Below are 26,135 nucleotides of genomic sequence, written 5' to 3'. Positions count from 1 at the left end.
TGCCTCGCCCCCCATTGGTGGTGATTGGGCTAAGCGTAGGAGAATTGCCATACGGAGAAGAATCAACGAATGGTGGATTATTATAGGCGCAACAAGGGAGAAGCGGCGGAATCAAAGGGGTATCTTTTCGCTGAAGCTTACTACAAGCTCAACGTGACATGGTCCCCGCCGAGCAGCCGCCGCTGACTGGGAAGAAAATGACCGCGGAAATCGCCATCCTTACCCGTTCAGCCGTTGCACTGGCTGCTGATAGCGCAGTCACTGTCGGAAAAGAGCGCGTATGGAAGAATACCAATAAATTATTTTCTGTTTCAATAAACAATGATGTCGGAATAATGATATGGAATTCGGGAGATTACTGCGGCGTACCGTGGGAAATTGTAATTAAGGCTTATAGAGCAAAAATTAGAGAAAGAATATTTGACTACCTTTATGAACTCAGGGAGGATTTTGTCGATTTTTTATCTGATTTTTCTGGACCTAGCAAAAATCTAAATAACCTCAACTTAATGACATGCTTTGTTAATAGTATTGTAGACTGCTGCGAGCATATAGATACCATCTCAGGAGGACTAAAGAAAAGAAAATCTTTTCTGGATTCAGTAGAATTACAAATTGAAAATGCCAAGGACCTGCCAATAATTAATGACAAATATGGTAGGGATGCCTTTGCTAGATTGTACTCAAAAATGATTAAATCATTCATGGTGGAGCTTGCAAAAATACATGTGACCTCAACCATGCATTCAAAGATGATTACATTATGCTACGAGAGATCTAGGCGTCAGTACATTTCATCATTCGAGACAGGGGTTGTCTTTGCAGGCTACGGCGACAAAGAGATTTTTCCTAGCCTTGAGGAGATAGTAGTTGATGGAAAATATGGGCAAGATGTCAGGTCGTGGGTAACGAGTACTCATAATCTCAACAAAGAGGAAAATAAGGCTTCTGTTGTTATTCCATTTGCGCAGTCAGACATTGCGTACCTGTTCATGGAGGGTATGCAATTGGACTACTTGGATTTTATACACGGCACAACCTTGGGCATATTGAATGAGAAAAGTAAAAGGATTGTCGATGAATACGTTCAGGAAAAAGATCGAATGGTTGAGCGCGCAAGGCAAGAGTCAGACAACAAAGTTCTAGTCAAGGGGCTAATGGACGAATTTAAGAAAATGCGCATTGAAGAGGTGATAAAACCGATGTTGAGGGTCGTTTCATCTCTGCCGAAGGAAGAGATGGCGGCTATGGCTGAAGCATTGGTGGAAATTACCTCTCTTCGTAGGAAAATAGATTCAAAGATCGAGTCGGTCGGCGGCCCGGTGGATGTAGCCGTAATTTCAAAATCTGATGGTTTTGTTTGGATTAAACGCAAGCATTATTTTGATTTAGAGATTAATCAGGATTTCAATTCGAGGCGCACAAGAAAGTACGGAGGTTCATCGACATGAGTGAAGCCATGGAAGATTTCTATAAAGAAAGTAAGCATGAGATGTCGTATGAAATGCTTGATTTTTTGCTTCCTGACCGGAGACGAAAATCGGTGTCTGAGCGCAGCGAAACGGCGGTGCGACAGATATTCGAAAAGCTGGACGCTGGAAAACTGGACATTGGTGTTGGCGGCGAAGCGCAATAGGTTTGTTTAGCGCCCAACCGGTTGTTGCGCCGCTCGGTATCTGTAGGCTGCATACGCGATGCATCTGTAAATGATCATCGCCCATGCACATCAACCCCGCCAAACCCGCGCCGCCATCCAAGGCGGATCGTCGCCGGTCGTCTCCCTGACCACACGCGCTAGCGCAGCGCTCAGTTCTATGATCGCCAGATAGTCGGGGCATTGCGGTTTGAGCGCCGCCATGAGCGGCACAAGATCATTGTGCAGATTGGCGACGCTGGCAATCAGGGCGGCGGTTTGAGCATCGGTAAGGCCAGGGTGGCGCTTTGGTCTTTTCGTCATGAGGCATCCTGTTGAGGTTGTCCCGTCCCGTGTTCTAGATAGCTGATTTGCGGATGGGGTCAAAGGGCGCGGAGTTGGGTTTCCAGATGGAGCGTCGTGCTCTCTCATTTTGAGGCGTAGGCCAAGTCTGGAAATGGCGGGAAGCTGCCGTTCGACGCAGAGACAACAGATGGCGGCTATGCGGACCTAGCTGACCTTCAGATTTGGAAGCCGAACGTCCGCTGTCACTAAAAAGCTCGCCACAGTGGCATAGGATTCGACTTACTCTTTAAGTCTGAGTATATTAGGAAATTCATTCACGCAGTGTTCTCTAATTCTTCCAATCAAGAATTCATCTCTGCCCTTCGCGGGGCGTCCAATTTTGTGGTAGCCGAGAGAAAGGTACAAATTTCCTGCATCTGATTTTGCGAAGATTATCCACTCCCCGGTCAACCTTTGATCAGCGCTTCGGTCCGCAAGAGAGTGCTTCACAAGTTTCATCGCTTCGCCTAGACATCTTCTGTTCTGCTCTTCTGGCGAAATGTCCTCTGTTTTTAGGTTCTCGACCAACTCTTTAAGCATTTCGTCTGGGAGATTATTCGCAACGTTCATTGGTAGATATGGACCGGAGTAATGGTGCTTATGCCAAAGACCTTTCAAAGGCGGACGTGTGAATTCTGAAGCTGGTCTTACGCCGTTTTTCGGCTCACCTTTTTCAAGGTTCTTGACCGTCTCCAACACAGATCGACAATCGAGTGACGAACGTTTGTAACCAACAAACATGTCCAACCAGAATAGTTCTGAAATTCGCTGAGCAAGATCGGAATCTACTGCCAGCCAATCTCGAAATTGCACATATTCGTCCTCGCCAGCTTCTAGGTGAGTTCCGTCACTGCATTGAATCATGGGCATAACGTTGTTCCGATTAGAATACCCAATACCAAAGACTAGAAAGCATGTCGTTTATGAGACAACCAGATCGATTTCTGTAAGCTGCCGTTTGCAGCACCGCGATAGCTCTGTAAGTTTGGGCTCGAAGCCGTTGTTCGCTGCGATCTGTATGGACGGCTGCTATGGGCTGACAGCGCCTACGCCGCAATCTCGTTAAGCGCCCAAACCGGGCGGAAGTATCCTGATCCCAAAGCGCCCCAGCCAAGCGTGAACGTATGACCCCGCCGTTTATTCCGCGATAACCGCTGATAATGCAGTGCCTCAGCCTATTCGCTATATGGCATTCTGTTGAGATTGCCCCCTACCGCCCCTATTGTCCCCATGTTGGCTTCTCCGATCAATCCCGGCCCCGCAAATGGGGTCGGGTGATTACTGGCGTTCATTGGTAATAAAAATGTGCGAGCGGTAGTTATATTTATTTGTTGACACGCTTTCACGTTATTCCGTGTCAAAAAATACAATTGGGTGCCGCATTAGCGAGTATATAACCTTGTAACAAGCAATATCCGGTTTAAGTCACCTTTGTAGGTTTCAACCATAATGAGCCAGCTTTGAGGGCTGGCTGGGAAGGGAGACGTAAATGGAAGGGAACATACTGATCAGCCGGGCCGAGGCTTCGCGCCGCCTTGGCGTAGCCGAAATCACATACCGCAAGCGCGAGGGTGACGGCACGTTGCCGCCGACGATGAAGGTGGGAACCAAGGTGATGGTCCGCGCCCGTGACGTGCAGCACTACATCAACACGCTTGGCGCTGAGACTGTCGCGCCGGTCGGCCCTCCCATGAAGGAGGCGGCGTAATGGCGAACAGGGCAATCAACGAACCAGCGCCATGCATTTCGGTTCAAGGGCTGTCGGTTGAGTTTTGGGGCATTACCGATGCAGTGCGATGGAACTCCACAGCCGCAATCGGCATACCAGACGGGGATTATACTTTCGGGTACATCTTCCCTGATGACAATGCCGTGTTCAACTTGCCAGACGCTTGGCTGAGCATCAGGGATGGCATCTTCGCCGACTATCAAGAGATTTGCGGCCACGCCGCCGCCGCACTTTTCGGTGTAGGAGTTGAAGCTGGCGACTTCGTAGTGAAGGGGCCGGTTGGCATTCACGGCGACGGAACGGTCATGTCATTCTTCATTTTGTCATTTGATGATGCACTCGCGCGCTTGGACTTAGCAGCCTGACCAGCCCCACGACCGCAAACAGATTAAGCCCGGCCATAGTGCCGGGTTTTTTACGTGCATTGGCGCGTGCATTGCGATTGCGGCCGGCGCACCAACGAGTGCACCGCCTAAAATGTTCCGTGCATTGTTCGTGCATTGCGCCGCTCGCCCGACGGCATGCCACATGGGACGGATGGTAAATTCTTGATTTTCTTATGTTTTTTGGTGAGAGCGCAGGGGTTCGAACCCTGGACCTACTGATTAAAAGTCAGTTGCTCTACCAGCTGAGCTACGCTCTCTCACATAGCGGGCCGGACGCTTGCGGCGTCGGCCCGAATGGCGCGGAACATAGGCAGGCATCTGTCCATGGTCAACCGCAAAAACAGCTGCATCAAGCTGTTTTTTCGCAGTGCTTGCGGCTTGCCGTCGAAAGGCACTCCGGCGGCCTGTTTTACAGTACATACCAGTGCCATGCGTACCGCGCCATATCCGGATGCGTCGGGCGAGGGGTCACGCGGTGCGCTCCAAAACGTGACTGGCGATTTGACGGATGGGCGGGTAGAGAGAGGCCTCGCCGCCGCAAGCGCCCGTTCGCGCCATCCAGTCCGTGTGACAGAGGATTCCTGATCTCGTGATGATTGCCGACATTTCGCTGCTCACCGTCATTTTCGCGGGAGCCTTGTCCTTCCTGTCGCCCTGCGTGCTGCCGCTGGTGCCGCCTTATCTGTGTTACATGGCCGGGGTATCGGTCGAGGATTTCCGCGGCAGCGGAGCCGAGGCCCGGGCCAGGGACACGCGGCGGGCGGTGTTTTTTGCCTCAGTCTTCTTTACCCTGGGCTTTGCCACCGTGTTCGTGGCGCTTGGCGCGGGGGCGTCGAGCATCGGGGTGGCGCTGCGTCAGCACATGGATCTTTTGGCCAAGCTCGGCGGCATCGTCATCATCCTGATGGGCCTGCACTTTCTCGGCGTTTTTCGTATTGGGCTGCTGGCCCGAGAAGCGCGGTTTGCCGGTGGCGGCAAGCCGGCCACGCTGTCGGGCGCCTATGTGATGGGGCTGGCGTTTGCCTTTGGCTGGACGCCCTGCATCGGTCCGGTACTCGGCGCGGTGCTTGGGGTTGCGGCCGGAAAGGAAACCGTGGGCGACGGGGCGCTGTTGCTGGCAGCATACTCGCTCGGGCTTGCGGTGCCATTCTGGATTGCTGGGTTGTTCTCCGAGCGGTTCATGCGGTTTTCGCAGAAATTCCGCAGGTATCTCGGTACGATCGAGAAGGTCACCGGAGCACTTCTGGTGCTGACCGGGATCCTGTTTCTGACCGGCGGCATGGCAACCATGGCGTACTGGCTGCTCGAGACCTTTCCTGCTCTGGGCATGATCGGCTGAACTAACAGCTGCTTGCCGGCAATCGCCTTCAGCGCTTTTTGCGCGGAGCCGTCGCCAGGACTAGTCCGGCCAGCACGGTGCAGATGCCGATGGCGTGGTGGGTTTCAAAAGGTTCCCCCAGCACCAGTACGGCTAGGCCGACGCCATAGGGCGGCAACAGATACATGAAGACGCTTGCCGTCGAAGCGCCCAACCGGGCGACGCCGTACTGATAGCCGGAAAACGCCAGCAGGGACGAGAACACGACGATGCCGGCAATGCCGCCCCAGGCGCTCCAGGTTTGCGGCATCATCGCGCCGGTGAGATACTCCCACAACGCAAACGGCGCCAGCAGCAGCGCACCCGAGAGCGTGACGATGGCAAACAGCGCCGAAACCGGCAGCCCATCGGTACGGTGCCCCTTGAGCAGCACCGAATAGCCGGCCCATGAGAGGGCCGCGGCGATAAACATCAGGTCGCCGAGGTTGAAAGACATCGTCGTCAGCACGTTCAGGTCGCCCTTAAGCACGATGATTGCCACACCGAGGAAGCCGACAACGATGCCGGCAATTTCGCGCCCGCTGGTCGGACGGCCGAAAAACAGGCGTTCGAGGATGATCACCATCAGCGGCGAGGTGGTGTAGATCAGTGTGCCATTGGTGGCGGTGGTGAACTGCAGAGCGTAATAGACCCCGGCGCCACAAATCCACATGCCGAGAAAACCAAGCACCAGCCAATGAACCGGCGAAGTGACGACATAGGCGCGAACACGCGTGCGCGCCATCCACAGGAAGGGCGACAGCAGCAGGCACGCAGCAGTCCAGCGCAGGAAAGCCAGCGTGAACGGAGCAACCTCGGGAATCGTCGAACGGCCGAAGACAAGGTTGGACGAGAAGAACAGCGGCGTAAGCAACATGACGAACAGCGGTACGAAGCGCGCAAGCGAAGGATTCGCGTCAGGCGCGGCATCGGTTGTCGTTGAGGCAGTCATCGGGGGGCTTCCAAATCGGGGCAATGTTTGCTTGAAGGGATCTGATTTAAGTTCCGGTGCTATAGCGTCGTGGGCGGGTAAACAAGCGATTCGATGATTGAGGTGATGGAATGGCGCGGACATGTCTGGCGGTCGTGCTTGCTGCGGGTGACGCGACACGGATGAAATCGTCCAAATCCAAGGTGCTGCATCCGGTTGGAAATCTGCCGCTGATTTCTCATGTGACACGGGCCGCGGCGGCGGCCGGGGTGACAAAGATCGCGCTCGTGGTAGGACGTAACGCGGAGCAGGTCACCAAGGCCGCGAGCGCCGGGATTGCCGTGCCGGTCACGCCGGTGGAGCAGACCGAACGCAAAGGCACCGGCCATGCCGTGCTGATGGCACGGGACGTGATTGCGGAAGGCTATGATGACGTGGTGGTGCTTTACGGCGATGCACCTCTGATCGATCCGAATAGCCTGGCTGCCGCTACCTCCGAGCGGCAGAAGGGTGCAGATGTCGTGGTGCTCGGTTTCCGCGCCCAGGATCCGACCGGTTACGGGCGGCTGCTCGAGCGGGAAGGTGAATTGGTGGCGATCCGCGAACACAAGGACGCCTCGGTCGAGGAGCTCGAAGTCGATTTCTGCAATGGCGGCATCATCACTTTTTCCGGGGCCAAGGCAATCGATCTGCTCGAAGCTATCGGCAACGATAATGCGAAGGGCGAATATTATCTCACCGACATCGTCGAGATTGCCCGGGCCGAAGGGCTGAAATGCGTCGCCATCGAAGCGCCTGAAGAAGACATGATGGGCTGCAACACCCGCGCAGAACTGGCCGAAATCGAGCAGGTCTGGCAGTCCCGGGCACGGCAGGCGGCGATGCTCTCGGGCGTCAGCATGGTCGATCCGGCAAGCGTGTTCCTGTCGCACGATACAGTGCTCGGCAGTGACGTTCTGATCGAACCCAATGTCTGGTTCGGGCCCGGCGTCAGGGTTGGCGCAGGCGCGTTGATCCACGGCTTCAGCCATCTCGAAGGGGCCGATATCGGTGCAAACGCCGTAATCGGGCCCTTCGCAAGACTGCGTCCGGGCACCGAACTGGGCGAAAGGGCAAAGGTCGGAAATTTTTGCGAAATCAAGAAGGCCAGGGTCGGCGATGGCGCCAAGGTCAATCATTTGAGCTATATCGGCGACGCGGTCGTCGGTGCCGATGCGAATATCGGCGCTGGCACGATCACGTGCAACTATGACGGCCAGAACAAGCACCTGACCGAAATCGGCAGCGGCGCGTTCATCGGCTCGAATTCGTCGCTGGTTGCTCCGGTCAGGATTGGCGAAGGCGCCTATGTCGGCTCCGGAAGCGTGGTGACCATGGATGTGCCGGACGACGCGCTGGCGATCGCACGGGCACGCCAGGAGACCAAGCCGGGGCGGGCGCAGCGACTGAGAGACAAGATCGCCGCGATCAAGGCGCTGAAGAAAAAGGCCGTAACGGAACCGGACACCTAGTTTCAGTTACGCCGTGTCACGCAAATTGAGCAGGCAGATTACATTGCGGCACTGGTTAATTCCCGCATTGCTGGGTAAGAGCTGTGCCAACACATTACCCAGGAGAAGCGCATGTGCGGTATAGTCGGGATAGTTGGTAGGGGCGAAGTGGCGCCTCTGCTGGTGGATGCGCTCAAGCGGCTCGAGTATCGCGGCTATGATTCTGCAGGTGTCGCCACCGTGCATGACGGCCGTCTCGACCGCCGCCGGGCCGAAGGCAAGCTTGCCAATCTGGACCACAAGCTGGGGCAGGAGCCGCTTGCTGGACAAGTTGGCATCGGCCATACGCGCTGGGCGACCCACGGTGCGCCGACCGAAAGCAACGCGCATCCCCATTTCTGCCATGGTGTCGCGGTCGTCCATAACGGCATCATCGAGAACTTCGCGCCGCTGCGTGCCGAGCTGACCGGCAAGGGCGCAACGTTTTACAGCCAGACCGACACGGAAGTGGTGGCGCAGCTCCTGGCAGCCTACCGCAGCGAGGGCCTGGCGCCGCGCGCGGCCATGCAAAAGGTGCTGAGCCGGCTCGAAGGCGCCTATGCACTTGCCGTCCTGTTCGAAGACCAGCCGGACATGATTCTTGGCGCGCGCTCCGGGCCGCCGCTGGCGGTGGGCCATGGCGAGGGTGAAATGTTCCTCGGATCCGACGCCATCGCGCTGGCGCCTTTCACCGACGAGATCACCTATCTCGATGATGGTGACTGGGCCGTGATCACCCGCGGCACGCTGGAGATCTACGACCAGTCCGGAACGCTGGTGGAACGCAAAAAACAGAAATCGCAAGGTGCGGCCTATGTCGTCGACAAGGGCAATCACCGCCATTTCATGGAAAAGGAAATCTACGAGCAGCCGGAAGTGGTTTCGCATACGCTGAGCCACTATATCGACTTTGCTGAAGGGCGCGTGAAGCTCGATGCCGCGCAGATCGACTTCGCCGCTCTCGACCGGCTGGCGATGTCGGCCTGCGGCACGGCCTATTATGCCGGCCTGATCGGCAAGTACTGGTTTGAACGCTTTGCCCGCCTGCCGGTGGAAATCGACGTTGCCTCCGAGTTTCGCTACCGGGAGATGCCGCTGCCGGGCAAGATGGCGGCGCTGTTCATCTCCCAGTCTGGCGAAACCGCCGACACGCTGGCGTCGCTGCGCTACTGCAAGGACAACCAGCTGACCATCGGTGCGGTGGTCAATGTACGCGAATCGACCATTGCACGTGAGTCCAATGCGGTGTTTCCGACCCTCGCCGGCCCGGAAATCGGCGTGGCCTCGACCAAGGCTTTCACCTGTCAGCTGTCGGTGCTGGCAGCGCTGGCGATGATTGCCGGACGGGCGCGGGGGACGTTGTCGAAAGAAGATGAAACGGCGATGGTACAGGCTCTGGTCGAGGCGCCACGGCTGTTTAACGAAGTTCTGAACGCGATCCAGCCGCAGGTCGAATCCCTGTCGCGGGAGCTGTCGCGGTTCAAGGACGTGCTTTACCTCGGCCGCGGCACCAGTTTCCCGCTGGCGCTCGAGGGTGCGCTCAAGCTCAAGGAAATCTCCTATATCCATGCCGAAGGCTATGCCGCGGGCGAACTCAAGCACGGCCCGATTGCGCTGATTGACGAAAACATGCCGGTGATCGTCATCGCACCGCACGACCGGCATTTCGAAAAAACCGTGTCGAACATGCAGGAAGTGGCCGCGCGCGGCGGACAGATCATCCTGATCACCGACGAAAGAGGGGCTGCCGCAACGACGCTGGAGACGATGGCGACGATCGTCGTGCCTGCGGTCAACGAGATCGTGGCGCCGATGCTCTATGCGCTGCCGGTGCAGCTGATCGCCTATCACACGGCAGTGTTCATGGGCACCGATGTCGACCAGCCACGCAACCTGGCCAAGTCGGTAACCGTCGAATAGCCGAAGCTTCCGGCGAAGTCCTTGTCTTTGCAGGCATGCGCTCCCTATATTGAGGGGGCGCATGACGCTGTGTCCTGTCTGCCATAACGCAAGGTGAAGAATGAGCGAGAAGCTGAAACGGCTCGGCGCTAGCCGACGGTTGAGAAACTACTTTCTTACCGGCCTGATCATCGTGGCGCCGCTGGCGATTACCGCCTATCTCACCTGGACCTTCATCGGCTTGGTCGACGGCTGGGTAAAACCCTATATTCCGCAGGTCTACAATCCGGACAATTACCTCCCGTTCGCGGTTCCCGGGTTTGGCCTGCTGACCGCGTTGTTCCTGATCACCATGATCGGCTTTCTGACCGCCAATCTGGTGGGCCGCTCGATCATCGGTTTTGGTGAATCGCTGCTTGACCGGATGCCGCTGGTGCGCAGCCTGTACAAGGGCCTGAAACAGATCTTCCAGACCGTGCTGGCCGAACAAAGCGGGTCGTTCAAACAGGCAGCGCTGATCGAGTATCCACGGCGCGGGCTGTGGTCGATCGTCTTTATTGCCACCGACACCAGGGGCGAGGTCAATGCACGGTTGCCGGAAGATGAGTCGATCTCCGTGTTTCTGCCTACGACCCCGAACCCGACATCCGGCTTTCTGCTCTTTGTTCCACGCAAGGATGTGATCATTCTGGATATGAGCGTCGAGGAAGCCGCCAAGATGGTGATATCGGCCGGTCTGGTCTCTCCCGATTACCCGAGAAAGCTCCCGGCACAGTCGAAATCCAAGACGAAGGCAATTCCGGAGACGGAGTGAGGTTCAACCGGCCCTGAGGAACCGGATCGCCTCGTCCCGCCGCATCAGGTAGAGCAGCATTCTCAAGGCCTCGCCACGCTGCGAACTCAAACCCGGATCGGCGTCGAGCACATTGCGGGCATCGCGGCGGGCGATCTCCAGCAAATCGGCGTGGGCGCTGAGATTGGCAAGCCGGAAGCCCGGGAGGCCGGATTGGCGTGTTCCCAGAACCTCGCCCTCGCCCCGCAGCTTCAGATCCTCTTCGGCTATACGGAACCCGTCCTCGCTTTCGCGCAGAACCGCAAGCCGGGCGCCCGCCGTTTCGCCGAGGGGGCCGTAGTAGAGCAGGATGCAGCTCGAGGCGCCCGAACCGCGTCCGACGCGCCCGCGCAACTGGTGCAATTGCGCCAGGCCGAAGCGCTCTGCATGTTCGATCACCATGATGGTGGCGTCGGGAACATCGACGCCGACTTCGACCACCGTCGTCGCCACCAGCAGCCGGCTTACGCCGTTCTTGAAGTCTCGCATCGCCTGGTCTTTTTCATCCGACGTCATGCGGCCGTGAACCAGTGAGACAAGCGGCGCCAGCTCCTTGCCAAAGGCTTTTGCCAGGCTTGCATGCCGGCTTTCGACCGACATCAGCTCGCTCTGATCGGAATCCTCGACAAGCGGACAGATCCAGTAGGCTTTCTTGCCGTCGAGAAGCGCACTCTTGAGACGTTCGACGATCTCTCCCAGGCGTTCGTCGGGGATGGTGACGGTGGCAATCGGCTGCCGGCCGGCAGGCTTCTCGGTAAGTTTGGAGACGTCCATGTCGCCGAACGCTGCCAGCACCAGTGTGCGCGGGATCGGCGTTGCCGTCATCACCAGCATGTGCGGCGCGGTGCCCTTGGCGGTCAGCCGCAGCCGCTGGTGGACACCAAAACGGTGCTGCTCGTCGACCACGGCCAGGGTGAGGTTGTGGTAGATGACCGCGTCCTGAAACAGCGCATGCGTGCCGATCACCACCTGCACCTTGCCATTGGCGATTCGCTCCAGCAACTCGGTCCGCTCGCGGCCCTTAGCGCGGGCGGTCAACACCGCGACTTCGATACCCGCCGCCTCGGCCATCTTGCTGATCGTGGCGTAGTGCTGGCGGGCGAGGATTTCGGTCGGTGCCATCAGCACGGCCTGACCACCGGCCTCGACCGCATCGGCCATGGCAAGCATCGCGACGGCGGTCTTGCCGGAGCCGACATCGCCCTGCAGCAGCCGCAGCATGCGATCCGACCCGGCCATGTCTGTGAGGATTTCCGCCACGGCGGTAGACTGGCTACCGGTCAGAGAGAAGGGCAGGGAGCCAAGAATGGCCTTGCGCAGTTTGCCGTCAGCGACCACCGGATGCCCCGGCAGCTTGCGCAGCGTCTGGCGCACCAGAGCGAGGGACAGCTGACCGGCAAGAAGTTCGTCATAGGCCAGCCTGCGCCGCGCCGGCGTTTGCGGCTCGATGTCGAGTGCGGCTTCTGGATGGTGCAGCTCGCGCACAGCGTCCGCGAACCCGGGAAAGCTGTTTTTCGCGACCAGATGCGGGTCGGCCCATTCCGGCAGCTCAGGCAGCAGCTCGAGCGCTGACTCGAGCGAACGCCGGAGGATCTTGGGCGACAGGCCTGCGGTCAGCGGGTAGACCGGCTCGACCAGCGGAAAACTTGCAGCATCGGCTTCCGCGACTATGTGGTCGGGATGAACCATCGAGGGACGTCCGTTGAACCATTCGACCTTGCCGCTGACCAGGACGGTCTCGCCGACCGGCAGGATCTTTTCCAGCCAGGCCGGCTTGGAGTGAAAGAAGGTGAGCGCCAGTTCGCCTGTGTCATCATGCACAAAAACCCGGTAGGGCACGTTCCGGCGTCCGGGCGGTGAAGCCTGGTGGCGGTCGACGCGGACCTTGAGCGTGGCAATGGTGGATTCAGGCGTCTCGGTGATGCCCTTGCGCAGGGTCCGGTCGATCAGTCCGTGCGGCGGCAACAGCAGAAGATCGAGCGCGCGGGTATCTTCGGGCCCTTCGCGTCCGGTTATCCGCGCCAGGGCTTCGGCCAGTTTGGGGCCGATTCCGGGCAGGCTTTCCACGGTCCTGAACAGGGGATCGAGTTGGAGAGGTCGCATGGATTGAGATGAACGGCAATTTTGAGCCAAAGGCAAGGCTGACATTTGCCCGATGACAGGATATGGAAACCGTCCAACCGAAAAAGGCTGATCATGACCGGTACAACACGTTCAAGCGCCGACCTGGATCCGCGCCGCCGCCGTATTCTCGTGCGCGCGTGGCGCCGCGGGATTCGCGAGATGGATCTGGTTATCGGCGGTTTTGCCGATGCAGAGATCGGCAGCCTCAACGATGCCGAACTGGACGAGCTGGAATTGCTGATGGCCGAGGACGACGGCGATATCCTGCGCTGGGTCACCGGCGAGGCAGAAACCCCGGAGCGGTTCCGCACGGCGCTGTTTGACCGGATGCGCAGCTATGTGCCCGATTTCGAGCCCGAACCCACACCCAAAGGGCAGGCCGCCGAGCAATGAAACCCGTTATCCCGGCCGCACAGATCGCCGGAGCCAAAACCCCGATCACCCTGTCCGGTGTACCGCAGGGCATGGAAGCCCTGGCGCTGGCCGAACTGGCGCGCACTGAGGGCCCGCTGGCGCATATCATTTCCGACGGCCAGCGAATGGCGGATCTCGAACAGAACCTGGCCTTCTTCGCCCCCGACATCCCGGTTCTGACGCTACCGGGATGGGACTGTTTGCCGTATGACCGGGTTTCACCGGGTGCAGATATCTCCGCCCGGCGGCTGGAAGCGCTGTCAGCCTTGGCGCAATTTTCGAGCAATCCGCATCCGGCGATCCTGCTTGTTACCGTCAACGCCATGCTGCAGCGGGTTCCGGCAAAATCGGTGGTGGCCGAACTCGGCTTCACGGCCCGGGCCGGCAACCACCTGAAAATGGAGGACCTGTCGCACCGCCTAGCCAAGAACGGCTTCGAGCGGGTGGACACGGTGCGCGAAGTCGGCGAATACGCCGTGCGCGGCGGGATTCTCGATGTGTTCGTGCCCGGCTCGGAAGAACCGGTTCGGCTGGATTTCTTCGGTGATACGCTTGAGAGTGTTCGGCATTTCGATCCTGCCTCACAGCGCACCACAAGCAAGGCCAGAGAACTGGCGCTCAACGCCATGAGCGAAGTGACGCTCGAACCCGAGACCATCAGCCGGTTCCGCAAGAACTACCTCTCGATGTTCGGCGCTGCGACCCGCGACGATGCACTCTATGTCGCCATCAGCGAAGGCCGGCGCTATCCGGGCATGGAGCACTGGCTGCCGCTGTTTCATGACGAGATGCAGACGGTGTTCGATTATCTCGAGGGATTCCGCATCTGCAGCGATCACATGCTGCCAGAAGCCGCCAGCGAACGCCGGGCCCAGATCGAGGACCATTACGAGGCACGCCAGGCGGCGCAGACAATCGAGAAGGGCCGCGGCGTCCAGGCCACGCCTTACAAGGCCATCGATCCGAACCTGCTCTATCTCGATGCGCCGGGCCTGGTGGCCATGCTCGAAGCCCTGAACGCCATCCGGCTGACCCCGTTCCACGAGCCGGAAAACTCTGCCCGGCGTGTGATCGACCTGCCGACGCGAACGGGGCCACGATGGGCGGCAGATGCGGAAGCCGACAAATCCGAAGACGGCAGCCGTGCCAACCTGTTCGAGAAGCTGGTCGACCATGTCGGGATCAAGCGCAGTGAAGGCCGCAAGGTGCTCATAACGGCCTGGACTGAAGGCTCGCTCGACCGGCTGTTGCAGGTCACCGACGAGCATGGCCTCAAGCGCGTGGTGCGGATCAACAGCCATGCCGAACTCGACAGGCTCAAGCCGGGCGAGGCGGCAGCCGCCGTTCTCGCCATTGAAGGCGGTTACGAGATCGACGATCTGGTCGTCATCGGCGAGCAGGATGTGCTCGGTGACCGGCTGGTGCGCCGGGCCAAGCGCAAGCGCCGCGGCGCTGACTATATTTCGGAAGTTTCAGGCCTGGACGAGGGCAATTACGTTGTCCATGCCGAACACGGCATCGGCCAGTTCGTCGGCCTGCGCACCATCGAGGCCGCAGGTGCTCCGCATGCCTGCCTGGAGCTGCATTATGCCGGCGATGCCAAGCTGTTCCTGCCGGTCGAGAACATCGAGCTCCTGACCCGCTACGGTTCGGACAGCGCCGATGTGCAACTCGATCGTCTGGGCGGAGTTGCCTGGCAATCGCGCAAGGCCAAGCTGAAGAAGCGGCTTCTGGACATGGCCGAAGGCCTGATCCGGGTGGCCGCCGAGCGGCACATGCGCTCTGCGCCGACGCTGGCAGCGCCGGAAGGGCTCTACGACGAGTTCTCGGCGCGCTTCCCCTATGACGAGACCGAAGACCAGTTGGCTGCGATCGAGCGGGTACGCGACGATCTGGCGGCCGGTCAGCCGATGGACCGGCTGGTCTGCGGCGATGTCGGCTTCGGCAAGACCGAGGTGGCACTGAGGGCGGCCTTCATTGCCGCCATGAACGGTGTACAAGTGGCCGTCGTCGTGCCGACGACGCTGCTGGCGCGGCAGCATTTCAAGACCTTTACCGAGCGGCTGCGCGGCTATCCGGTGCGCATCGCCCAGGCCTCGCGCCTGGTCGGGGCAAAGGAATTGGCGCTGACCAAGGCGGAGCTCACCTCGGGCAAGATCGACATTGTTGTCGGCACCCACGCGCTGCTCGGATCTTCGATCAAGTTTGCCAATCTGGGCCTGCTGATCATCGACGAGGAGCAGCATTTCGGGGTCAAGCACAAGGAGCGGCTGAAGGAACTCAAGAGCGACGTGCACGTGCTGACACTGTCGGCGACGCCGATCCCACGCACGCTTCAGCTGGCAATGACGGGCGTACGCGAACTCTCGCTGATCACCACGCCACCGGTCGACCGGATGGCGGTGCGCACCTTCATCTCGCCGTTTGACCCGGTAACCGTGCGCGAAACCCTCATGCGCGAGCATTACCGTGGTGGCCAAAGTTTCTATGTCTGTCCGCGGCTGGCGGATCTCGAAGAGGTCGCGGCCTACCTGCGCGACAGCGTGCCGGAGCTCAAGTTCGCGGTGGCGCATGGTCAGATGGGGGCCGGGGAACTCGACGACATCATGAACGCGTTTTACGACGGGCAGTATGACGTGCTGTTGTCGACGACGATCGTCGAATCGGGTCTCGACGTGCCCACAGCCAACACGCTGATCGTGCACCGGGCCGACATGTTCGGCCTGGCCCAGCTCTATCAGCTGCGCGGCCGCGTCGGCCGTTCCAAGGTCCGCGCCTTTGCGCTGTTCACGCTGCCGGTCAACAAGATGCTGACCACCACCGCCGACAAGCGGCTCAAGGTGTTGCAGTCACTCGACACGCTTGGCGCCGGCTTCCAGCTTGCGAGCCACGATCTCGACATTCGCGGTGCCGGCAATCTGCTGGGCGAAGAGCAATCCGGCCACATCAAGGAGGTCGGTTTCGAGCTTTACCAGCACATGCTCGAAGAGGCCGTGGCCGAGGTTCGCGGCGAGGACGAAGTGGTGGACACCGGATGGTCGCCGCAGATCACCGTCGGCACCCCGGTGATGATCCCCGAAGATTATGTCCCGGATCTGCATCTGCGGCTGGGTCTCTACCGCCGCCTCGGCGAAATCGTCGACGTGGCCGATATCGACGGCTTCGGTGCGGAAATGATCGACCGGTTCGGACCACTGCCGATCGAGGTGCAACACCTGCTCAAGATCGTCTTCATCAAGGCGCTGTGCCGCAAGGCCAATGTCGAGAAACTCGATGCAGGTCCGAAAGGCGTGGTGGTTCAGTTCCGCAACAAGGAGTTCCCCAATCCGGCGGGGCTGGTTGGGCACATTTCGAAACAGGGCAATCTCGCCAAGATCCGGGCCGATCAGAGCGTGGTCTTCATCCGCGATCTGCCGACACCGGAAAAGCGTCTCAACGGCGCCGCCGTGGTAATGACCCACCTGGCCGAGCTGGCAGGCAAGACCGGATGACGCGTGCACGGCGCTCCAGGCCATCGACGGCGTCCGCGAAATTCGCCGCGTTGCAAGTTCCGCATCAACAGGGGCGCATGTGATGTTCAAACTTGTCACCGGGATTTTGTGGCTGATCGTGTTTGTTCGCTTCATTCTGCCGCTGCCCTGGCCGTGGGCGCTGAAGGCGCTGCTTGCGCTGGTCCTGCTGATCGCCTCGCAGTATCACTATTTCAGCCGGCTCTCGTCCGGATCGGTATTTTCGCCAGAGTTCCCGAGACCGCTGGTGGTTGCATTCAACGCGTTGTTTGGCGCGATCCTGTTTCTGGCACTGTTCCTGCTGGCAATCGATGTGGTTTCGCTCGTAGTCCTGCCGTTTATCGGAGCGTTTCCCGACTTCACGGAACTTCGCTACGCAGCGGCACTTCTGGCGCTGGCGCTGTCGGCGTTCGGGGTCAGCCGGGCGATCATCGTTCCGCCGCTCAAGGATATCGAGATCGCCATTCCGCGGCTTGATGCGGCCTTTGACGGGTACAGGATCGTGCAACTGACGGATCTGCATATCAGCCGGCTGTTTCCTGCGGCCTGGACTGCAGCGATGGTAGAAAGAACCAACGCGCTTGAGTCTGATCTGATTGTCATTACCGGTGACTTCATCGATGGCAGTCTCGAGCACCGGCGAGATGATGTCGAACCGTTGCGGGGGCTCCGCGCGCGTGACGGGATCCTGGCCATTTCCGGAAACCACGAGTATTTTTTCGACGCGCAAGCATTCCTGATGCATTTCGAGGCCATGGGCATGCGAATGCTCAGCAACAGCCACGCTGTCATCGAGCGTGGTGATGCCAAGCTGGTGGTGGCCGGAATTCCCGATCGTTCGGCCAGACGCAACGGATTCGACGCCCCGGATCTTGGGGTGGCTCTCCGGAATGCACCGGGCGAGGCGCCGGTAATCCTGCTTGACCATCAGCCGATGCAGGCGCGGCACGCCGCGGCAGCCGGTGTGGCGCTGCAACTCTCCGGTCACACCCACGGCGGAATGATCCGCGGCATGGACCGGCTTATGGCGCGCCCCAACAATGGTTTCGTTTCCGGGCTTTACCAGGTCGGGCCGATGCAGCTTTACGTCAACAACGGCACGGCGCTCTGGCCGGGCTTTGCGCTGCGGCTGGGGCGACCGGCGGAACTGACCCGCATTACCCTGCGGCGGAAGGGCTGACCGGAGCATGAGGTAGCAGGTTCCGGCCTCGAAGCCTTGCCGCAGTTTCGGACGCGTCCAGGCGCGTCCTGAGTGCGGTTGTGAATCCAGGTCTTGTGCCAGAGGTGAACCGGGTTCGCACCCACGGGCACAATCACCGTGTCGACCATGCTCATGCTCGTGCAGTTACCGCATGGCGCAGTGCCGCGGCACTCGTGGGTACAAGGTTCGTGTCGACTTGTCTTCGGGCTCGTCCCGCTGGCAACGAATGTCGTTTCCGCCCGCGGGGTTCAGGGGACGGCGGGGCCTCGTCGTGGAGACTATGACTGCAACTTGTCGTCGTCGGCGGCGGCCTGCCTGTTCTTTTCCTGCACCACCTTGCGCATCGCATCGGCAAGGGCTTCGCCGGACTGAGCTCCGACAACGGCATATTGCATGTCGATGATGAAACAGGGCACGCCGGTCACGCCCATCTGCCTGGCCTGATCTATCTCGGCGGACACGGTGTCACGGTCTGCGTCGCCTGCCAGCAGGCGCTCAATGACGGGCATTTCAAGGCCCGCCTGTTCGGCAATATCCTTCAGCACCGCATCATCGCCAATATTCCTGCCTTCTTCAAAATAGGCCTTGAACAGCAGTTCCACGACCTCCTGCTGGGCGGTCAATCCGAGCATGCCGGCCCAGCGGATCAGCCTGTGAGCGTCGAGCGTGTTGGCCGAAACTTCGATCTTGTCGAAGGCGAAGGGGATCTCTTCCTCGGCGCCGGCAGCCCGAATGGCGGCATAGGCCTGTTCAGCGCCTGCGGCACCGCCAAATTTCTCCTCCAGATATTGCTGCCGGTCCTTGCCTTCCTTTGGCAGTGTCGGGTCAAGTTGGTAGGGCCGCCAGCGCACCTCGACATCCATTTCGGCGCGAACGTCATCGAGGGCTGCTTCAAGCCGGCGCTTGCCGATGTAGCACCAGGGGCACATGACATCGGAGACGACGTCGATGGTCAGGGAGGGAGCGGTCATGGCGTCACCTTTCGGGTGTTTTCATTGCGTCGTGCAGTCAGGGTGCTGCCGTCTTGTCCCACCAGGCCGGCAGATAATAGCCGTAGAGCGGGGCTTCGCCTTCAGGTTCCGCAATTCGGCTGCGGTGGGCCACCCAGGACTTGCCGAGATGGAAGGCCGGAATGACATAGTGGCCGGACAGCAACACGCGGTCATAGGCGCGCACTGCGGAGCGGAAGTCCTCGGCCGTCCGGGCATTGAGCAGAGCGTCAATAGCGGCATCGAGCGCTGGGCTGGCAGCACCTGAGAAATTGAACGAACCCTGCTGGTCGCGCGAGGCCGATCCCCAGCGGTTGATCTGTTCCGCACCGGGCGACAGCGAGGAAGAGAAGGATTTCATGATCATATCGTAGTCGAAGGTCTGCGAGCGCTGCTGGTACTGGGCGTCATCGACCGTGCGAATGGACATTTCAATGCCAAGCGCTGCCAGCGATCTCTGGAAGGCGATGGCAAGTTTTTCCTGGCCTTCATTCTGGGTCATCAGGTCAAAGGTGAAGGGCCGGTTATTGGCATCCAGCAATCTGCCGTTCTCGATCCGGTAACCGGCTTCCTGCAGAAGGGTCAGCGCCGCGCGCTGCACCTTGCGGTCGCGGCCCGAACCATCCGTGACGAGCAGCGTCCAGGTGCCATCCATGATCTCCGGCAGGACGGCTTCGGGGAAGGGCGCCAAGATCTCGCGTTCCCGCTCATCGGCAGGTTTGCCGTAGCTTGAAAGCTCCGAGCCGTCCCAGAACGAACGGGTGCGGGTATAGGTATTGTCATAAAGACTGCGATTGGCCCATTCGAAATCAAACAACAAGGTCAGCGCCTGGCGGACGCGGAGATCTTCAAACAGCGCTTTGCGGGTGTTGAAGACGAAGCCGTACATGCCCGAGGGGATCTTGCTCTCATATTCCTTGCGTACGATCTCGCCGGAGTTGACGGCTGGGAAATCATAGCCGCGCGTCCAATTGGTGGCACTGCCGTCGGGATAGATGTCGAACACGCCCTTCTTGAACGCCTCGAACTGGGCCGTTTCCGAGAGAAAGTATTCGACAGCGATCTCGTCGTAGTTGTCGATGCCCCGTTTTATCGGCAGGTCCCTGGCCCAGTAGTCCGGATTTCTGGTGTAGGTGATGCGCTCGCCGGGCTTGACGTCGCTGACCAGGTAGGGGCCCGAACCGATACCCGGCTCAAGCGTCGATTGATCGAAATTGTCGGCGTCGGTGGCATGTTTGGGCAGTACCGGGGTCAGCGACAGGATCAGCGGAAACTCACGGTTGGAGCTGTCGTTGAAGGTAAAGCGGACCGAAAGCGGGCCGAGTTTTTCCATTTTCTCGACGCGATTGAGCCGGGTGCTGTAGGGCGGACGTCCTTTCTCCTTGAACAGTTCCATGGTGAAGATGACGTCGTCGGCAGTGACCGGTTGACCATCGGACCAGCGCGCTGCGGGATTGATGTTGTACTGGATGAAGCTGCGCTCATCGTCCCATTCGACGGTCTCTGCTAGCAATCCGTAAAGGGTGAAGGGCTCGTCCTGCGAGCGTTGCATCAGCGGCTCGTAGACGAGATTGCCGAACACCGGATCGGCGAGACCCCGCGCGGTGGTGCGCATGCTCTTGACTATGAAGGGACGCACGCTGTCAAACGACCCCACTACCCCATAGGTGACCTTGCCGCCCTTCGGCGCGTCCGGATTGACATAGGGCAGGTGCGTAAAATCGGCTGGCAGCGCCGGTTCGCCGTGCATGGCTATGCCATGGAGCGGTTCCGCATGGGCTATGATGCCGCCCCCCAACAGCGCGGCCGCAAGCATGGCAAGTGTTCGCAGCAATTGTCTCATTCTCGCTCCTTAACGCGTAACGGGCGGCCAGGATGCGGAATTGACCACCAACGAATCCCGTCAGAAGAATATACGGGGGGCCTCACTCAGGCCACCGCTGAGGGAGCAGGGCACGTTTTTTTTGGCCCAATACGGCTGCCGGGCTGGATATTCAAGCTTTCACACGGTAACAGGGAGCCGAAACAAGCCTTGCTGTCGCCGCATTTCCAATCGAGAAGGCGCGGCATAGACACGAGGGCGCGGTGACCGCGCGAACCTACGCAGCCCAATGGCCGCCTATGAGGAGTACTGAAACCAAATGAACGCCATCACCAAGTCCCTTTCTGCAGCTGTCATGTCGGTTGGCGTCGCCGCTGCTTTCATGCCTGCAACCGCTTCTGCCCAGGGTGCCAACCAGGGCTGGTACAAGACCTGCACCAAGCAGGAAGACAATGACGTGTGCATCGTGCAGAACCTGGTCACTGCACCGACCGGCCAGTTGCTGACTGCCGTTGGCCTGATCACCGTGACCGGCAAGGTGAACCGTCAGCTGATGCAGGTGACCGTTCCCACCGCGCGCCTGATCCAGCCCGGCATCAATCTGCAGGTCGATGGCGGCCAGGCCCAGCGTCTGGAATATGCTATCTGCATGCCTGAAACCTGCGTTGCCGAGACGCTGCTGACCGATGCCATGATCAACTCCTTCAAGAAGGGCGGCGAACTGGTTCTGACATCGGTCAACTTCCAGCGCACCCCGAACCCGCTGAAGATTTCGCTCGAAGGCTTCACCCAGGCCTTTGACGGCGACCCGATTGCCCAGTCCGAACTTCAGGAGCGCCAGCGTCTGCTGCAGGAAGAAATGGCCAAGAAGGCCGAGGAAGCCCGCAAGAAGCTCGAAGACGCTCAGGCTGCCGCGAAGAAGAACTGACCGCACCTGGTCATCATGCATCGAAAAGGCCCGGATGCGTTGTCGCATCCGGGCCTTCTTCATTTCCCGGGGTCAACGGCCGGTGATCGAACGATCAGTGGCTCACGCGTTCCTTTGGCTTGTAGACACCGTCCACCTGCGCCTCGAAAAACTCCTTGAGCTGCGGATGGCGGACCGGATTGTCGCTGTCGTCGATCAGCAGGTTCTGTTCGGACACATAGGCCACGTATTCGGTCTCGTCGTTCTCCGCGAGCAGGTGATAGAACGGCTGGTCCTTGTTCGGGCGAACCGGTTCGGGAATCGCATTCCACCACTCCTCGGTGTTGGCATAGACCGGATCGACATCGAAGATCACGCCACGGAATGGGAAAATGCGGTGCTTGACGATTTGTCCGATGCTAAATTTGGCTTGTCTTAGCTGCATGTCTTTGTTCCTTTGGCCTTTTACATGGGACCTTTGACCAGAAGTTCAACTGTTTGAGCTTGACGCCGATGCGCCGGGAACCTACCCCCTGCAAGGGAGAAGTCATTGTATTAACCGGGGTCGCAAGGATCAAGCATGGCTGAAATAACGGGTCTTGTGCTGCCGTTCTTCGGCCTGATCCTGCTGGGCTACATTGCGGCACGCATTACCAAACAGCCACAGGAGGCGATGGGGTGGCTCAACACCTTCATCATCTATGTGTCGCTGCCGGCGCTGTTTTTCAAGCTTCTGTCGCGGACCCCGATCGAACAGCTTGCGCGCTGGGACTATGTGCTGACCAGCATGGTGGTGACCTACACGGTGTTTGCGCTTGTGTTTGCCGCTAGCATCCTGATCCGCCGTGCGGCAATCGGCGAAGCCACCGTGCAGGGACTGGCAGGTGCCTACGGCAATATCGGCTATATGGGGCCAGGCATCGCCATTCTGGCCTTCGGAGAGCCCGCTGCGGTGCCGGTGGCGCTGATCTTCTGTTTCGAAAACATCATGCACTTCACCATTGCGCCGATGATGATGGCACTCGCCGGCGGTGATCATCGCAGCCCGGGCGCGCTGGCACTCGGGGTAGCCCGCAAGATCGCATTTCATCCGTTCATTCTTGCCACGGCAGTGGGCGTCGCTGCCGCCTGGGTCGAGTTCGTTCCGCCACTGCCGGTCGGACGGTTGATCGATTACCTGGCGCAGGCGGCGGCCCCCTGCGCGCTGTTTGCGATGGGCGTCACACTGGCGCTGAGACCGCTCAAGCGGGTGCCGGTGGAACTGGGTTTCATCGTCCCGATGAAGCTGATCGCGCATCCGGTGATGATGTATCTCGGGCTCAGCCTGATGGGTGATTTCGAACCCGTCTGGGTCTACACTGCGGTGTTGCTGGCGTCGCTGCCGACCGCGACCAATGTGTTCGTCATCGCCCAGCAATATACAACCTGGGTTGAGCGCGCCTCGGCTACGGTTCTTGTGACCACGGTGTGCAGCGTCGGTTCCGTGTCCGCACTGTTGTGGCTGATCACCAGCGGCACATTGCCGCCGGACCTGTTTCCCGGGTGACTGCCAAGCATGAAACACAGGCAGCTAAAATAGTTAATTCTTATATTGCATTCAAGACCTTGCGAAAGGTTTTGATTGTATTGTCAGAAGCTGGACCTTGCCTGACCGGGCCGGGCCTTGCGCCAACCCGGCGTCATGCCCTCCCGCATCGCCAGAAGCCTGAGCGGGGGAATCGCCGACAAAGCCGCCAATCCACCGGCGCGCAATGCCTGAACCGGAAGGAACGAACTCAGCAATGTACGGTTGAGAAGGTCGACGCCTGCCGTACGGCTGGTGACGTCTCCCCGGCGCCGGCGGTTGAATGCCTCAACGGCCTGTGACGCGTTTTGCGGCCCGCCGGAATCGAGGATTGCCTGTATAGCCTGCATGATGTCTCGCAGGCCAAGATTGAGGCCCTGCGCGCCGATCGGCGGAAAGGCGTGACCGGTTTCGCCCACCAGCATGGTCCGCCCCTTGCCAAAGCTCTCGGCAATCAGGCCCGAAAGCGGCCAGGCCTGGACATCGCCTTCGACCTCGACTTTCCCCAGAATCGAACGCATCCGCGATTCCACCTCGTAATTGAGCTCTTCGCGGGGCAGGGCGAGGATCCCATCAGCCTCTTCCGGCTTCACTGCCCAGACCAGGCTTGAGCGCTTGCCCGGTAGCGGCACCTGGGTGAAGGGACCGCGCTCGGTGTGGAATTCGGTCGAGGTATCGGCGTGGGCGATGCTGTGCGAAAAGTTGAGCACCAGAGCCGTCTGCGGATAGGACCAGGTCTTGATCTTTATGCCGATGGCGTCGCGCATTTTCGAGCCTCGGCCATCCGCTGCAAGGGCTGCTAGCGCCGATACATCGGTGCCGTCGTCGAGCTCAAGACTCACCTGATCGCCGGATTGCTCGGCGTCGAGCAGCGGGCTTTCAAACCGGTCGATCAGGCCAGAGACGCGGGTTGCTGACTGAAGCACGTCAAACAGCGGTTGATTGGGAATGTTGTAGCCAAAGGCATCGAGATCGATTTCGCTCGACCGGAAGGAAACCGGCGGCGCGCGAAACAGCCGCGTTGTGCCGTCGAGAATGCGCATGGTGCGCAGGGGAGCCGAGACCGGGCGGATATCTTCCCAGACGCGTAGCCGGGCCAACAGATCGATCGATTCCGACAACAGCGCCGTGGTGCGCCCGTCCTGCCGGGGCGGCTCAGGCGCGATGAAGGCGACATGCCAGCCTTCGGCGGCCGCCGCAAGGGCTGTTACGGATCCGGCCAGGCCACCACCGATGACCGCGATGTCGTACTGCTTGCGCAAATCTTTGCCCTTTCACTGTGGAACCAATTGCCTTTGGACCGGTCCATCCTTTACATCGGCTGACCAACGAACTCCATGGGATGATTTGGCGCATGTTCAGCCCGAGGGCAAACACAGATCCGCTCGGCGGCCGGGTTGATCGGCTGGACCGCGCCGGGCGCGTGATTGCAGGACTGGCACACCGGCCGCTGTGGCCTGTGCTCGCCATGGTGCTTCTAACCGCCGGACTGGCCTGGTGGTTCCTGGCATCGATGGCGGGCTCGCTTGTTGACCTGCAGGGCACGGCGCGTCCGCTCGGGCCCGGCATGTCTCTGATTTCGCGCTTTCTTCCCGTGGATCACGGTTCTTTCGCAGCCGCCATTGCAGACCTGTGCCTGTCGGCGGATGCGGGATTGCTGCTTTCCGGTAGCTCCCTTCCTGCGCTTGCCATCGCACTGTTCCTGATGTGGTTTGCGATGTCGGCGGCGATGATGCTGCCGACGGCCGCGCCGATGATTCGCACCTATGCCGAGATCGCCGATACAGCTGCCGCACGTGGCGAGCCAGTGATCCATCCCGCGGTTCTGACAGCCGGCTATCTCAGCGTCTGGGCGCTGGCTGCCGCGGGTTTCACGCTCGTGCAGATGGGTATCGCCGAGATTAGCGGAAAGTCGGCTACCAGTCCGGTCAAAGGCGTGTTCGCCGGGCTCATCCTCATCGGGGCCGGTCTTTACCAGTTTTCGTCTTTGAAACAGGCCTGCCTGACCAAGTGCCGCAATCCCTTCACCACACTGTTTGCGCGCTGGAAAACCTCCGTGGCCGGCGTTTTCCGGCTGGGCATGGAACAGGGCGTCTGGTGCCTGGGTTGCTGCTGGGCCCTGATGCTGATGATGCTTGCAGTCGGCAGCATGAATGTGGTCTGGATGGCGGCACTCACCCTGTTCACATTTCTGGAGAAAACCGGAGCAGGACGGGTGACAACGCATGCCGGCGGCGCGATACTAAGTGCCTGGGGAGCAGCGCTGATTTGGAGCGCTCTGACATAACAAAAGCCAGCAACAGGGCTTGAGGGAGATGATGTGAATGGCTGATGTCGAGTGGGCCTTGAAGGGCGAATTGGTGCTGTCCTGCAACTGCACGGTCTTTTGTCCCTGCGTGCTGTCGCTCGGCCAGCATCCTCCGACCGAAGGCTATTGCCAGACCTGGGCTGGATTCAGAGTCGACCATGGCTATTACGGCGACACCGATCTCTCGGGGCTCAATCTCGGGCTGATCATGGAAATCCCGGGCTATATGAGCCGCGGCAACTGGACGGCAGGCCTGTTTGTCGACAAGCGCGCTTCGATCTATGCCACCAAGGCCTTTACCAGGATCTTCACCGGCAAGGCCGGCGGCACCACCTCGCTGCTCTCGATCCTGGTGGGCAACTTCTTGGGTGTGCAGCAGGAGCCCATCAGCTACGAGGTCGAAGACAAGAAACGCATCTTCAAGATTCCCAAGATCATCGATGGTGTGGTCGCGCCGATCCCGGGCAAGATCCACGGCGAAGACACCGTGATTTCCAACTCGGAATACTGGATCGCGTCCGATATCATCGTGGCCAAGTCGGAAAAGTCGAAGATGCGCGCCTTTGGCCGCAACTGGAACTTTGCCGGCCGCTCAGCCGAAATCTGTGCCCTCGACTGGAGCGGCCCCAACTGAAAGTGCGCTGGGAGGCGCAGGC

General features: G+C 59.6%; 23 protein-coding genes and 1 tRNA gene. 15 read left to right on the top strand and 9 right to left on the bottom strand.

Going from position 1 to position 26,135, the window contains the following annotated elements:
* Window positions 1–197: 197 nt before the first annotated feature.
* Together CRO46_RS18620 and CRO46_RS18615 are read left to right on the top strand one after the other, a co-directional pair.
* Window positions 198–1,451, top strand: coding sequence for a hypothetical protein (locus CRO46_RS18620; RefSeq protein WP_097109399.1), 1,254 nt, complete (start codon window positions 198–200; stop codon window positions 1,449–1,451).
* Window positions 1,448–1,636 (top strand): hypothetical protein, encoded by a 189-nt coding sequence (locus CRO46_RS18615; protein WP_097109297.1) that lies wholly within the window; start codon window positions 1,448–1,450, stop codon window positions 1,634–1,636. Before CRO46_RS18620 ends, CRO46_RS18615 begins: the two co-directional genes overlap by 4 nt.
* Window positions 1,637–1,726: 90 nt before the next feature.
* On the opposite strand, the gene CRO46_RS18610 is transcribed toward CRO46_RS18615, so the two are convergent.
* Window positions 1,727–1,957, bottom strand: coding sequence for a hypothetical protein (locus tag CRO46_RS18610; protein ID WP_097109296.1), 231 nt, complete (start codon window positions 1,955–1,957; stop codon window positions 1,727–1,729).
* A gap of 261 nt (window positions 1,958–2,218) precedes the next feature.
* Entirely contained in the window at window positions 2,219–2,848 is a 630-nt protein-coding gene (locus CRO46_RS19885) for a hypothetical protein (RefSeq protein ID WP_143439070.1), read from the bottom strand.
* A gap of 619 nt (window positions 2,849–3,467) precedes the next feature.
* Between CRO46_RS19885 and CRO46_RS18600 the strand changes: the two genes are divergently transcribed.
* Together CRO46_RS18600 and CRO46_RS18595 are read left to right on the top strand one after the other, a co-directional pair.
* Window positions 3,468–3,686 (top strand): hypothetical protein, encoded by a 219-nt coding sequence (locus CRO46_RS18600; protein WP_097109294.1) that lies wholly within the window; start codon window positions 3,468–3,470, stop codon window positions 3,684–3,686.
* A complete protein-coding gene (locus tag CRO46_RS18595; RefSeq protein ID WP_097109293.1) occupies window positions 3,686–4,072 on the top strand; it encodes a hypothetical protein in 387 nt (128 codons plus the stop codon). Before CRO46_RS18600 ends, CRO46_RS18595 begins: the two co-directional genes overlap by 1 nt.
* Before the next feature lie 202 nt (window positions 4,073–4,274).
* On the opposite strand, the gene CRO46_RS18590 is transcribed toward CRO46_RS18595, so the two are convergent.
* Window positions 4,275–4,350: transfer RNA gene (locus tag CRO46_RS18590), tRNA-Lys, on the bottom strand.
* Between the two features lie 332 nt (window positions 4,351–4,682).
* Between CRO46_RS18590 and CRO46_RS18585 the strand changes: the two genes are divergently transcribed.
* A complete protein-coding gene (locus tag CRO46_RS18585) occupies window positions 4,683–5,432 on the top strand; it encodes a cytochrome c biogenesis CcdA family protein (RefSeq protein ID WP_097109292.1) in 750 nt (249 codons plus the stop codon).
* A 28-nt stretch (window positions 5,433–5,460) separates the two neighbouring features.
* Here CRO46_RS18585 and CRO46_RS18580 read toward each other — a convergent pair whose 3' ends face one another.
* Window positions 5,461–6,402 carry a DMT family transporter gene (locus tag CRO46_RS18580; protein WP_097109291.1) on the bottom strand — a complete coding sequence of 314 codons (942 nt, stop codon included), beginning with the start codon at window positions 6,400–6,402 and terminating at the stop codon, window positions 5,461–5,463.
* A 110-nt stretch (window positions 6,403–6,512) separates the two neighbouring features.
* Here CRO46_RS18580 and glmU point away from each other — a divergent pair, with 110 nt between their 5' ends.
* From glmU to CRO46_RS18565, 3 genes are all read left to right on the top strand, one after another.
* Window positions 6,513–7,892: a bifunctional UDP-N-acetylglucosamine diphosphorylase/glucosamine-1-phosphate N-acetyltransferase GlmU gene (glmU, locus tag CRO46_RS18575; protein ID WP_097109290.1), complete on the top strand. Its 1,380-nt coding sequence runs from the start codon at window positions 6,513–6,515 to the stop codon at window positions 7,890–7,892.
* 111 nt (window positions 7,893–8,003) lie between these two features.
* On the top strand, window positions 8,004–9,830 hold the full coding sequence (gene glmS, locus CRO46_RS18570) for a glutamine--fructose-6-phosphate transaminase (isomerizing) (protein WP_097109289.1): 1,827 nt from the start codon (window positions 8,004–8,006) through the stop codon (window positions 9,828–9,830).
* Window positions 9,831–9,930: 100 nt separating this feature from the next.
* Window positions 9,931–10,623, top strand: a complete 693-nt coding sequence (locus tag CRO46_RS18565; protein ID WP_097109288.1) for a DUF502 domain-containing protein — start codon at window positions 9,931–9,933, stop codon at window positions 10,621–10,623.
* 3 nt (window positions 10,624–10,626) lie between these two features.
* Here CRO46_RS18565 and recG read toward each other — a convergent pair whose 3' ends face one another.
* Window positions 10,627–12,744, bottom strand: a complete 2,118-nt coding sequence (gene recG, locus CRO46_RS18560) for an ATP-dependent DNA helicase RecG (protein ID WP_097109287.1) — start codon at window positions 12,742–12,744, stop codon at window positions 10,627–10,629.
* Between the two features lie 93 nt (window positions 12,745–12,837).
* Between recG and CRO46_RS18555 the strand changes: the two genes are divergently transcribed.
* The 3 genes from CRO46_RS18555 (at window position 12,838) to CRO46_RS18545 (ending at window position 17,868) form a co-directional block, all read left to right on the top strand.
* Complete coding sequence (locus CRO46_RS18555) at window positions 12,838–13,158, top strand: succinate dehydrogenase assembly factor 2 (protein ID WP_097109286.1); 321 nt, start codon at window positions 12,838–12,840, stop codon at window positions 13,156–13,158.
* Window positions 13,155–16,670 (top strand): transcription-repair coupling factor, encoded by a 3,516-nt coding sequence (mfd, locus tag CRO46_RS18550; protein WP_097109285.1) that lies wholly within the window; start codon window positions 13,155–13,157, stop codon window positions 16,668–16,670. The genes CRO46_RS18555 and mfd overlap by 4 nt, the downstream gene beginning before the upstream one ends.
* A gap of 82 nt (window positions 16,671–16,752) precedes the next feature.
* Window positions 16,753–17,868, top strand: a complete 1,116-nt coding sequence (locus CRO46_RS18545) for a metallophosphoesterase (protein ID WP_097109284.1) — start codon at window positions 16,753–16,755, stop codon at window positions 17,866–17,868.
* A gap of 299 nt (window positions 17,869–18,167) precedes the next feature.
* Here the strand turns inward: CRO46_RS18545 and CRO46_RS18540 are convergent, their stop codons facing one another.
* Together CRO46_RS18540 and CRO46_RS18535 are read right to left on the bottom strand one after the other, a co-directional pair.
* Window positions 18,168–18,860 carry a DsbA family oxidoreductase gene (locus CRO46_RS18540; protein ID WP_097109283.1) on the bottom strand — a complete coding sequence of 231 codons (693 nt, stop codon included), beginning with the start codon at window positions 18,858–18,860 and terminating at the stop codon, window positions 18,168–18,170.
* 37 nt (window positions 18,861–18,897) lie between these two features.
* On the bottom strand, window positions 18,898–20,721 hold the full coding sequence (locus tag CRO46_RS18535) for an extracellular solute-binding protein (RefSeq protein ID WP_097109282.1): 1,824 nt from the start codon (window positions 20,719–20,721) through the stop codon (window positions 18,898–18,900).
* A gap of 298 nt (window positions 20,722–21,019) precedes the next feature.
* On the opposite strand from CRO46_RS18535, the gene CRO46_RS18530 reads away from it, so the two are divergent.
* Window positions 21,020–21,628, top strand: a complete 609-nt coding sequence (locus CRO46_RS18530; protein WP_097109281.1) for an invasion associated locus B family protein — start codon at window positions 21,020–21,022, stop codon at window positions 21,626–21,628.
* Between the two features lie 94 nt (window positions 21,629–21,722).
* On the opposite strand, the gene hspQ is transcribed toward CRO46_RS18530, so the two are convergent.
* Entirely contained in the window at window positions 21,723–22,052 is a 330-nt protein-coding gene (gene hspQ / locus CRO46_RS18525) for a heat shock protein HspQ (protein ID WP_097109280.1), read from the bottom strand.
* Between the two features lie 135 nt (window positions 22,053–22,187).
* On the opposite strand from hspQ, the gene CRO46_RS18520 reads away from it, so the two are divergent.
* The gene (locus tag CRO46_RS18520) at window positions 22,188–23,153 is read left to right on the top strand and encodes an AEC family transporter (protein ID WP_097109279.1); all 966 of its coding nucleotides are present in this window, start codon (window positions 22,188–22,190) and stop codon (window positions 23,151–23,153) included.
* An 83-nt stretch (window positions 23,154–23,236) separates the two neighbouring features.
* Here the strand turns inward: CRO46_RS18520 and CRO46_RS18515 are convergent, their stop codons facing one another.
* Window positions 23,237–24,433: a UbiH/UbiF family hydroxylase gene (locus CRO46_RS18515; protein WP_097109278.1), complete on the bottom strand. Its 1,197-nt coding sequence runs from the start codon at window positions 24,431–24,433 to the stop codon at window positions 23,237–23,239.
* A 92-nt stretch (window positions 24,434–24,525) separates the two neighbouring features.
* On the opposite strand from CRO46_RS18515, the gene CRO46_RS18510 reads away from it, so the two are divergent.
* Together CRO46_RS18510 and CRO46_RS18505 are read left to right on the top strand one after the other, a co-directional pair.
* Entirely contained in the window at window positions 24,526–25,458 is a 933-nt protein-coding gene (locus CRO46_RS18510) for a DUF2182 domain-containing protein (protein WP_179759118.1), read from the top strand.
* A 37-nt stretch (window positions 25,459–25,495) separates the two neighbouring features.
* Entirely contained in the window at window positions 25,496–26,113 is a 618-nt protein-coding gene (locus CRO46_RS18505; protein ID WP_097109276.1) for a DUF1326 domain-containing protein, read from the top strand.
* Window positions 26,114–26,135 lie beyond the last annotated feature (22 nt).

This window comes from Parahoeflea halophila (assembly GCF_900220985.1).
Taxonomy (GTDB): domain Bacteria; phylum Pseudomonadota; class Alphaproteobacteria; order Rhizobiales; family Rhizobiaceae; genus Hoeflea; species Hoeflea halophila.
The sequence above is the reverse complement of the archived record's forward strand: the minus strand, read 5'-3'. Positions and strand labels throughout refer to the sequence as shown.

What these genes read in the sequence shown, in the direction of transcription:
- CRO46_RS18620 (WP_097109399.1), top strand. Translation starts at nt 198, where the DNA reads ATGACCGCGGAAATCGCCATCCTTACCCGTTCAGCCGTTGCACTGGCT.
- CRO46_RS18615 (WP_097109297.1), top strand. Translation starts at nt 1,448, where the DNA reads ATGAGTGAAGCCATGGAAGATTTCTATAAAGAAAGTAAGCATGAGATG.
- CRO46_RS18610 (WP_097109296.1), bottom strand. Translation starts at nt 1,957, where the DNA reads ATGACGAAAAGACCAAAGCGCCACCCTGGCCTTACCGATGCTCAAACC.
- CRO46_RS19885 (WP_143439070.1), bottom strand. Translation starts at nt 2,848, where the DNA reads ATGCCCATGATTCAATGCAGTGACGGAACTCACCTAGAAGCTGGCGAG.
- CRO46_RS18600 (WP_097109294.1), top strand. Translation starts at nt 3,468, where the DNA reads ATGGAAGGGAACATACTGATCAGCCGGGCCGAGGCTTCGCGCCGCCTT.
- CRO46_RS18595 (WP_097109293.1), top strand. Translation starts at nt 3,686, where the DNA reads ATGGCGAACAGGGCAATCAACGAACCAGCGCCATGCATTTCGGTTCAA.
- CRO46_RS18580 (WP_097109291.1), bottom strand. Translation starts at nt 6,402, where the DNA reads ATGACTGCCTCAACGACAACCGATGCCGCGCCTGACGCGAATCCTTCG.
- glmU (WP_097109290.1), top strand. Translation starts at nt 6,513, where the DNA reads ATGGCGCGGACATGTCTGGCGGTCGTGCTTGCTGCGGGTGACGCGACA.
- glmS (WP_097109289.1), top strand. Translation starts at nt 8,004, where the DNA reads ATGTGCGGTATAGTCGGGATAGTTGGTAGGGGCGAAGTGGCGCCTCTG.
- CRO46_RS18565 (WP_097109288.1), top strand. Translation starts at nt 9,931, where the DNA reads ATGAGCGAGAAGCTGAAACGGCTCGGCGCTAGCCGACGGTTGAGAAAC.
- recG (WP_097109287.1), bottom strand. Translation starts at nt 12,744, where the DNA reads ATGCGACCTCTCCAACTCGATCCCCTGTTCAGGACCGTGGAAAGCCTG.
- CRO46_RS18555 (WP_097109286.1), top strand. Translation starts at nt 12,838, where the DNA reads ATGACCGGTACAACACGTTCAAGCGCCGACCTGGATCCGCGCCGCCGC.
- mfd (WP_097109285.1), top strand. Translation starts at nt 13,155, where the DNA reads ATGAAACCCGTTATCCCGGCCGCACAGATCGCCGGAGCCAAAACCCCG.
- CRO46_RS18545 (WP_097109284.1), top strand. Translation starts at nt 16,753, where the DNA reads ATGTTCAAACTTGTCACCGGGATTTTGTGGCTGATCGTGTTTGTTCGC.
- CRO46_RS18540 (WP_097109283.1), bottom strand. Translation starts at nt 18,860, where the DNA reads ATGACCGCTCCCTCCCTGACCATCGACGTCGTCTCCGATGTCATGTGC.
- CRO46_RS18535 (WP_097109282.1), bottom strand. Translation starts at nt 20,721, where the DNA reads ATGAGACAATTGCTGCGAACACTTGCCATGCTTGCGGCCGCGCTGTTG.
- CRO46_RS18530 (WP_097109281.1), top strand. Translation starts at nt 21,020, where the DNA reads ATGAACGCCATCACCAAGTCCCTTTCTGCAGCTGTCATGTCGGTTGGC.
- hspQ (WP_097109280.1), bottom strand. Translation starts at nt 22,052, where the DNA reads ATGCAGCTAAGACAAGCCAAATTTAGCATCGGACAAATCGTCAAGCAC.
- CRO46_RS18520 (WP_097109279.1), top strand. Translation starts at nt 22,188, where the DNA reads ATGGCTGAAATAACGGGTCTTGTGCTGCCGTTCTTCGGCCTGATCCTG.
- CRO46_RS18510 (WP_179759118.1), top strand. Translation starts at nt 24,526, where the DNA reads ATGTTCAGCCCGAGGGCAAACACAGATCCGCTCGGCGGCCGGGTTGAT.
- CRO46_RS18505 (WP_097109276.1), top strand. Translation starts at nt 25,496, where the DNA reads ATGGCTGATGTCGAGTGGGCCTTGAAGGGCGAATTGGTGCTGTCCTGC.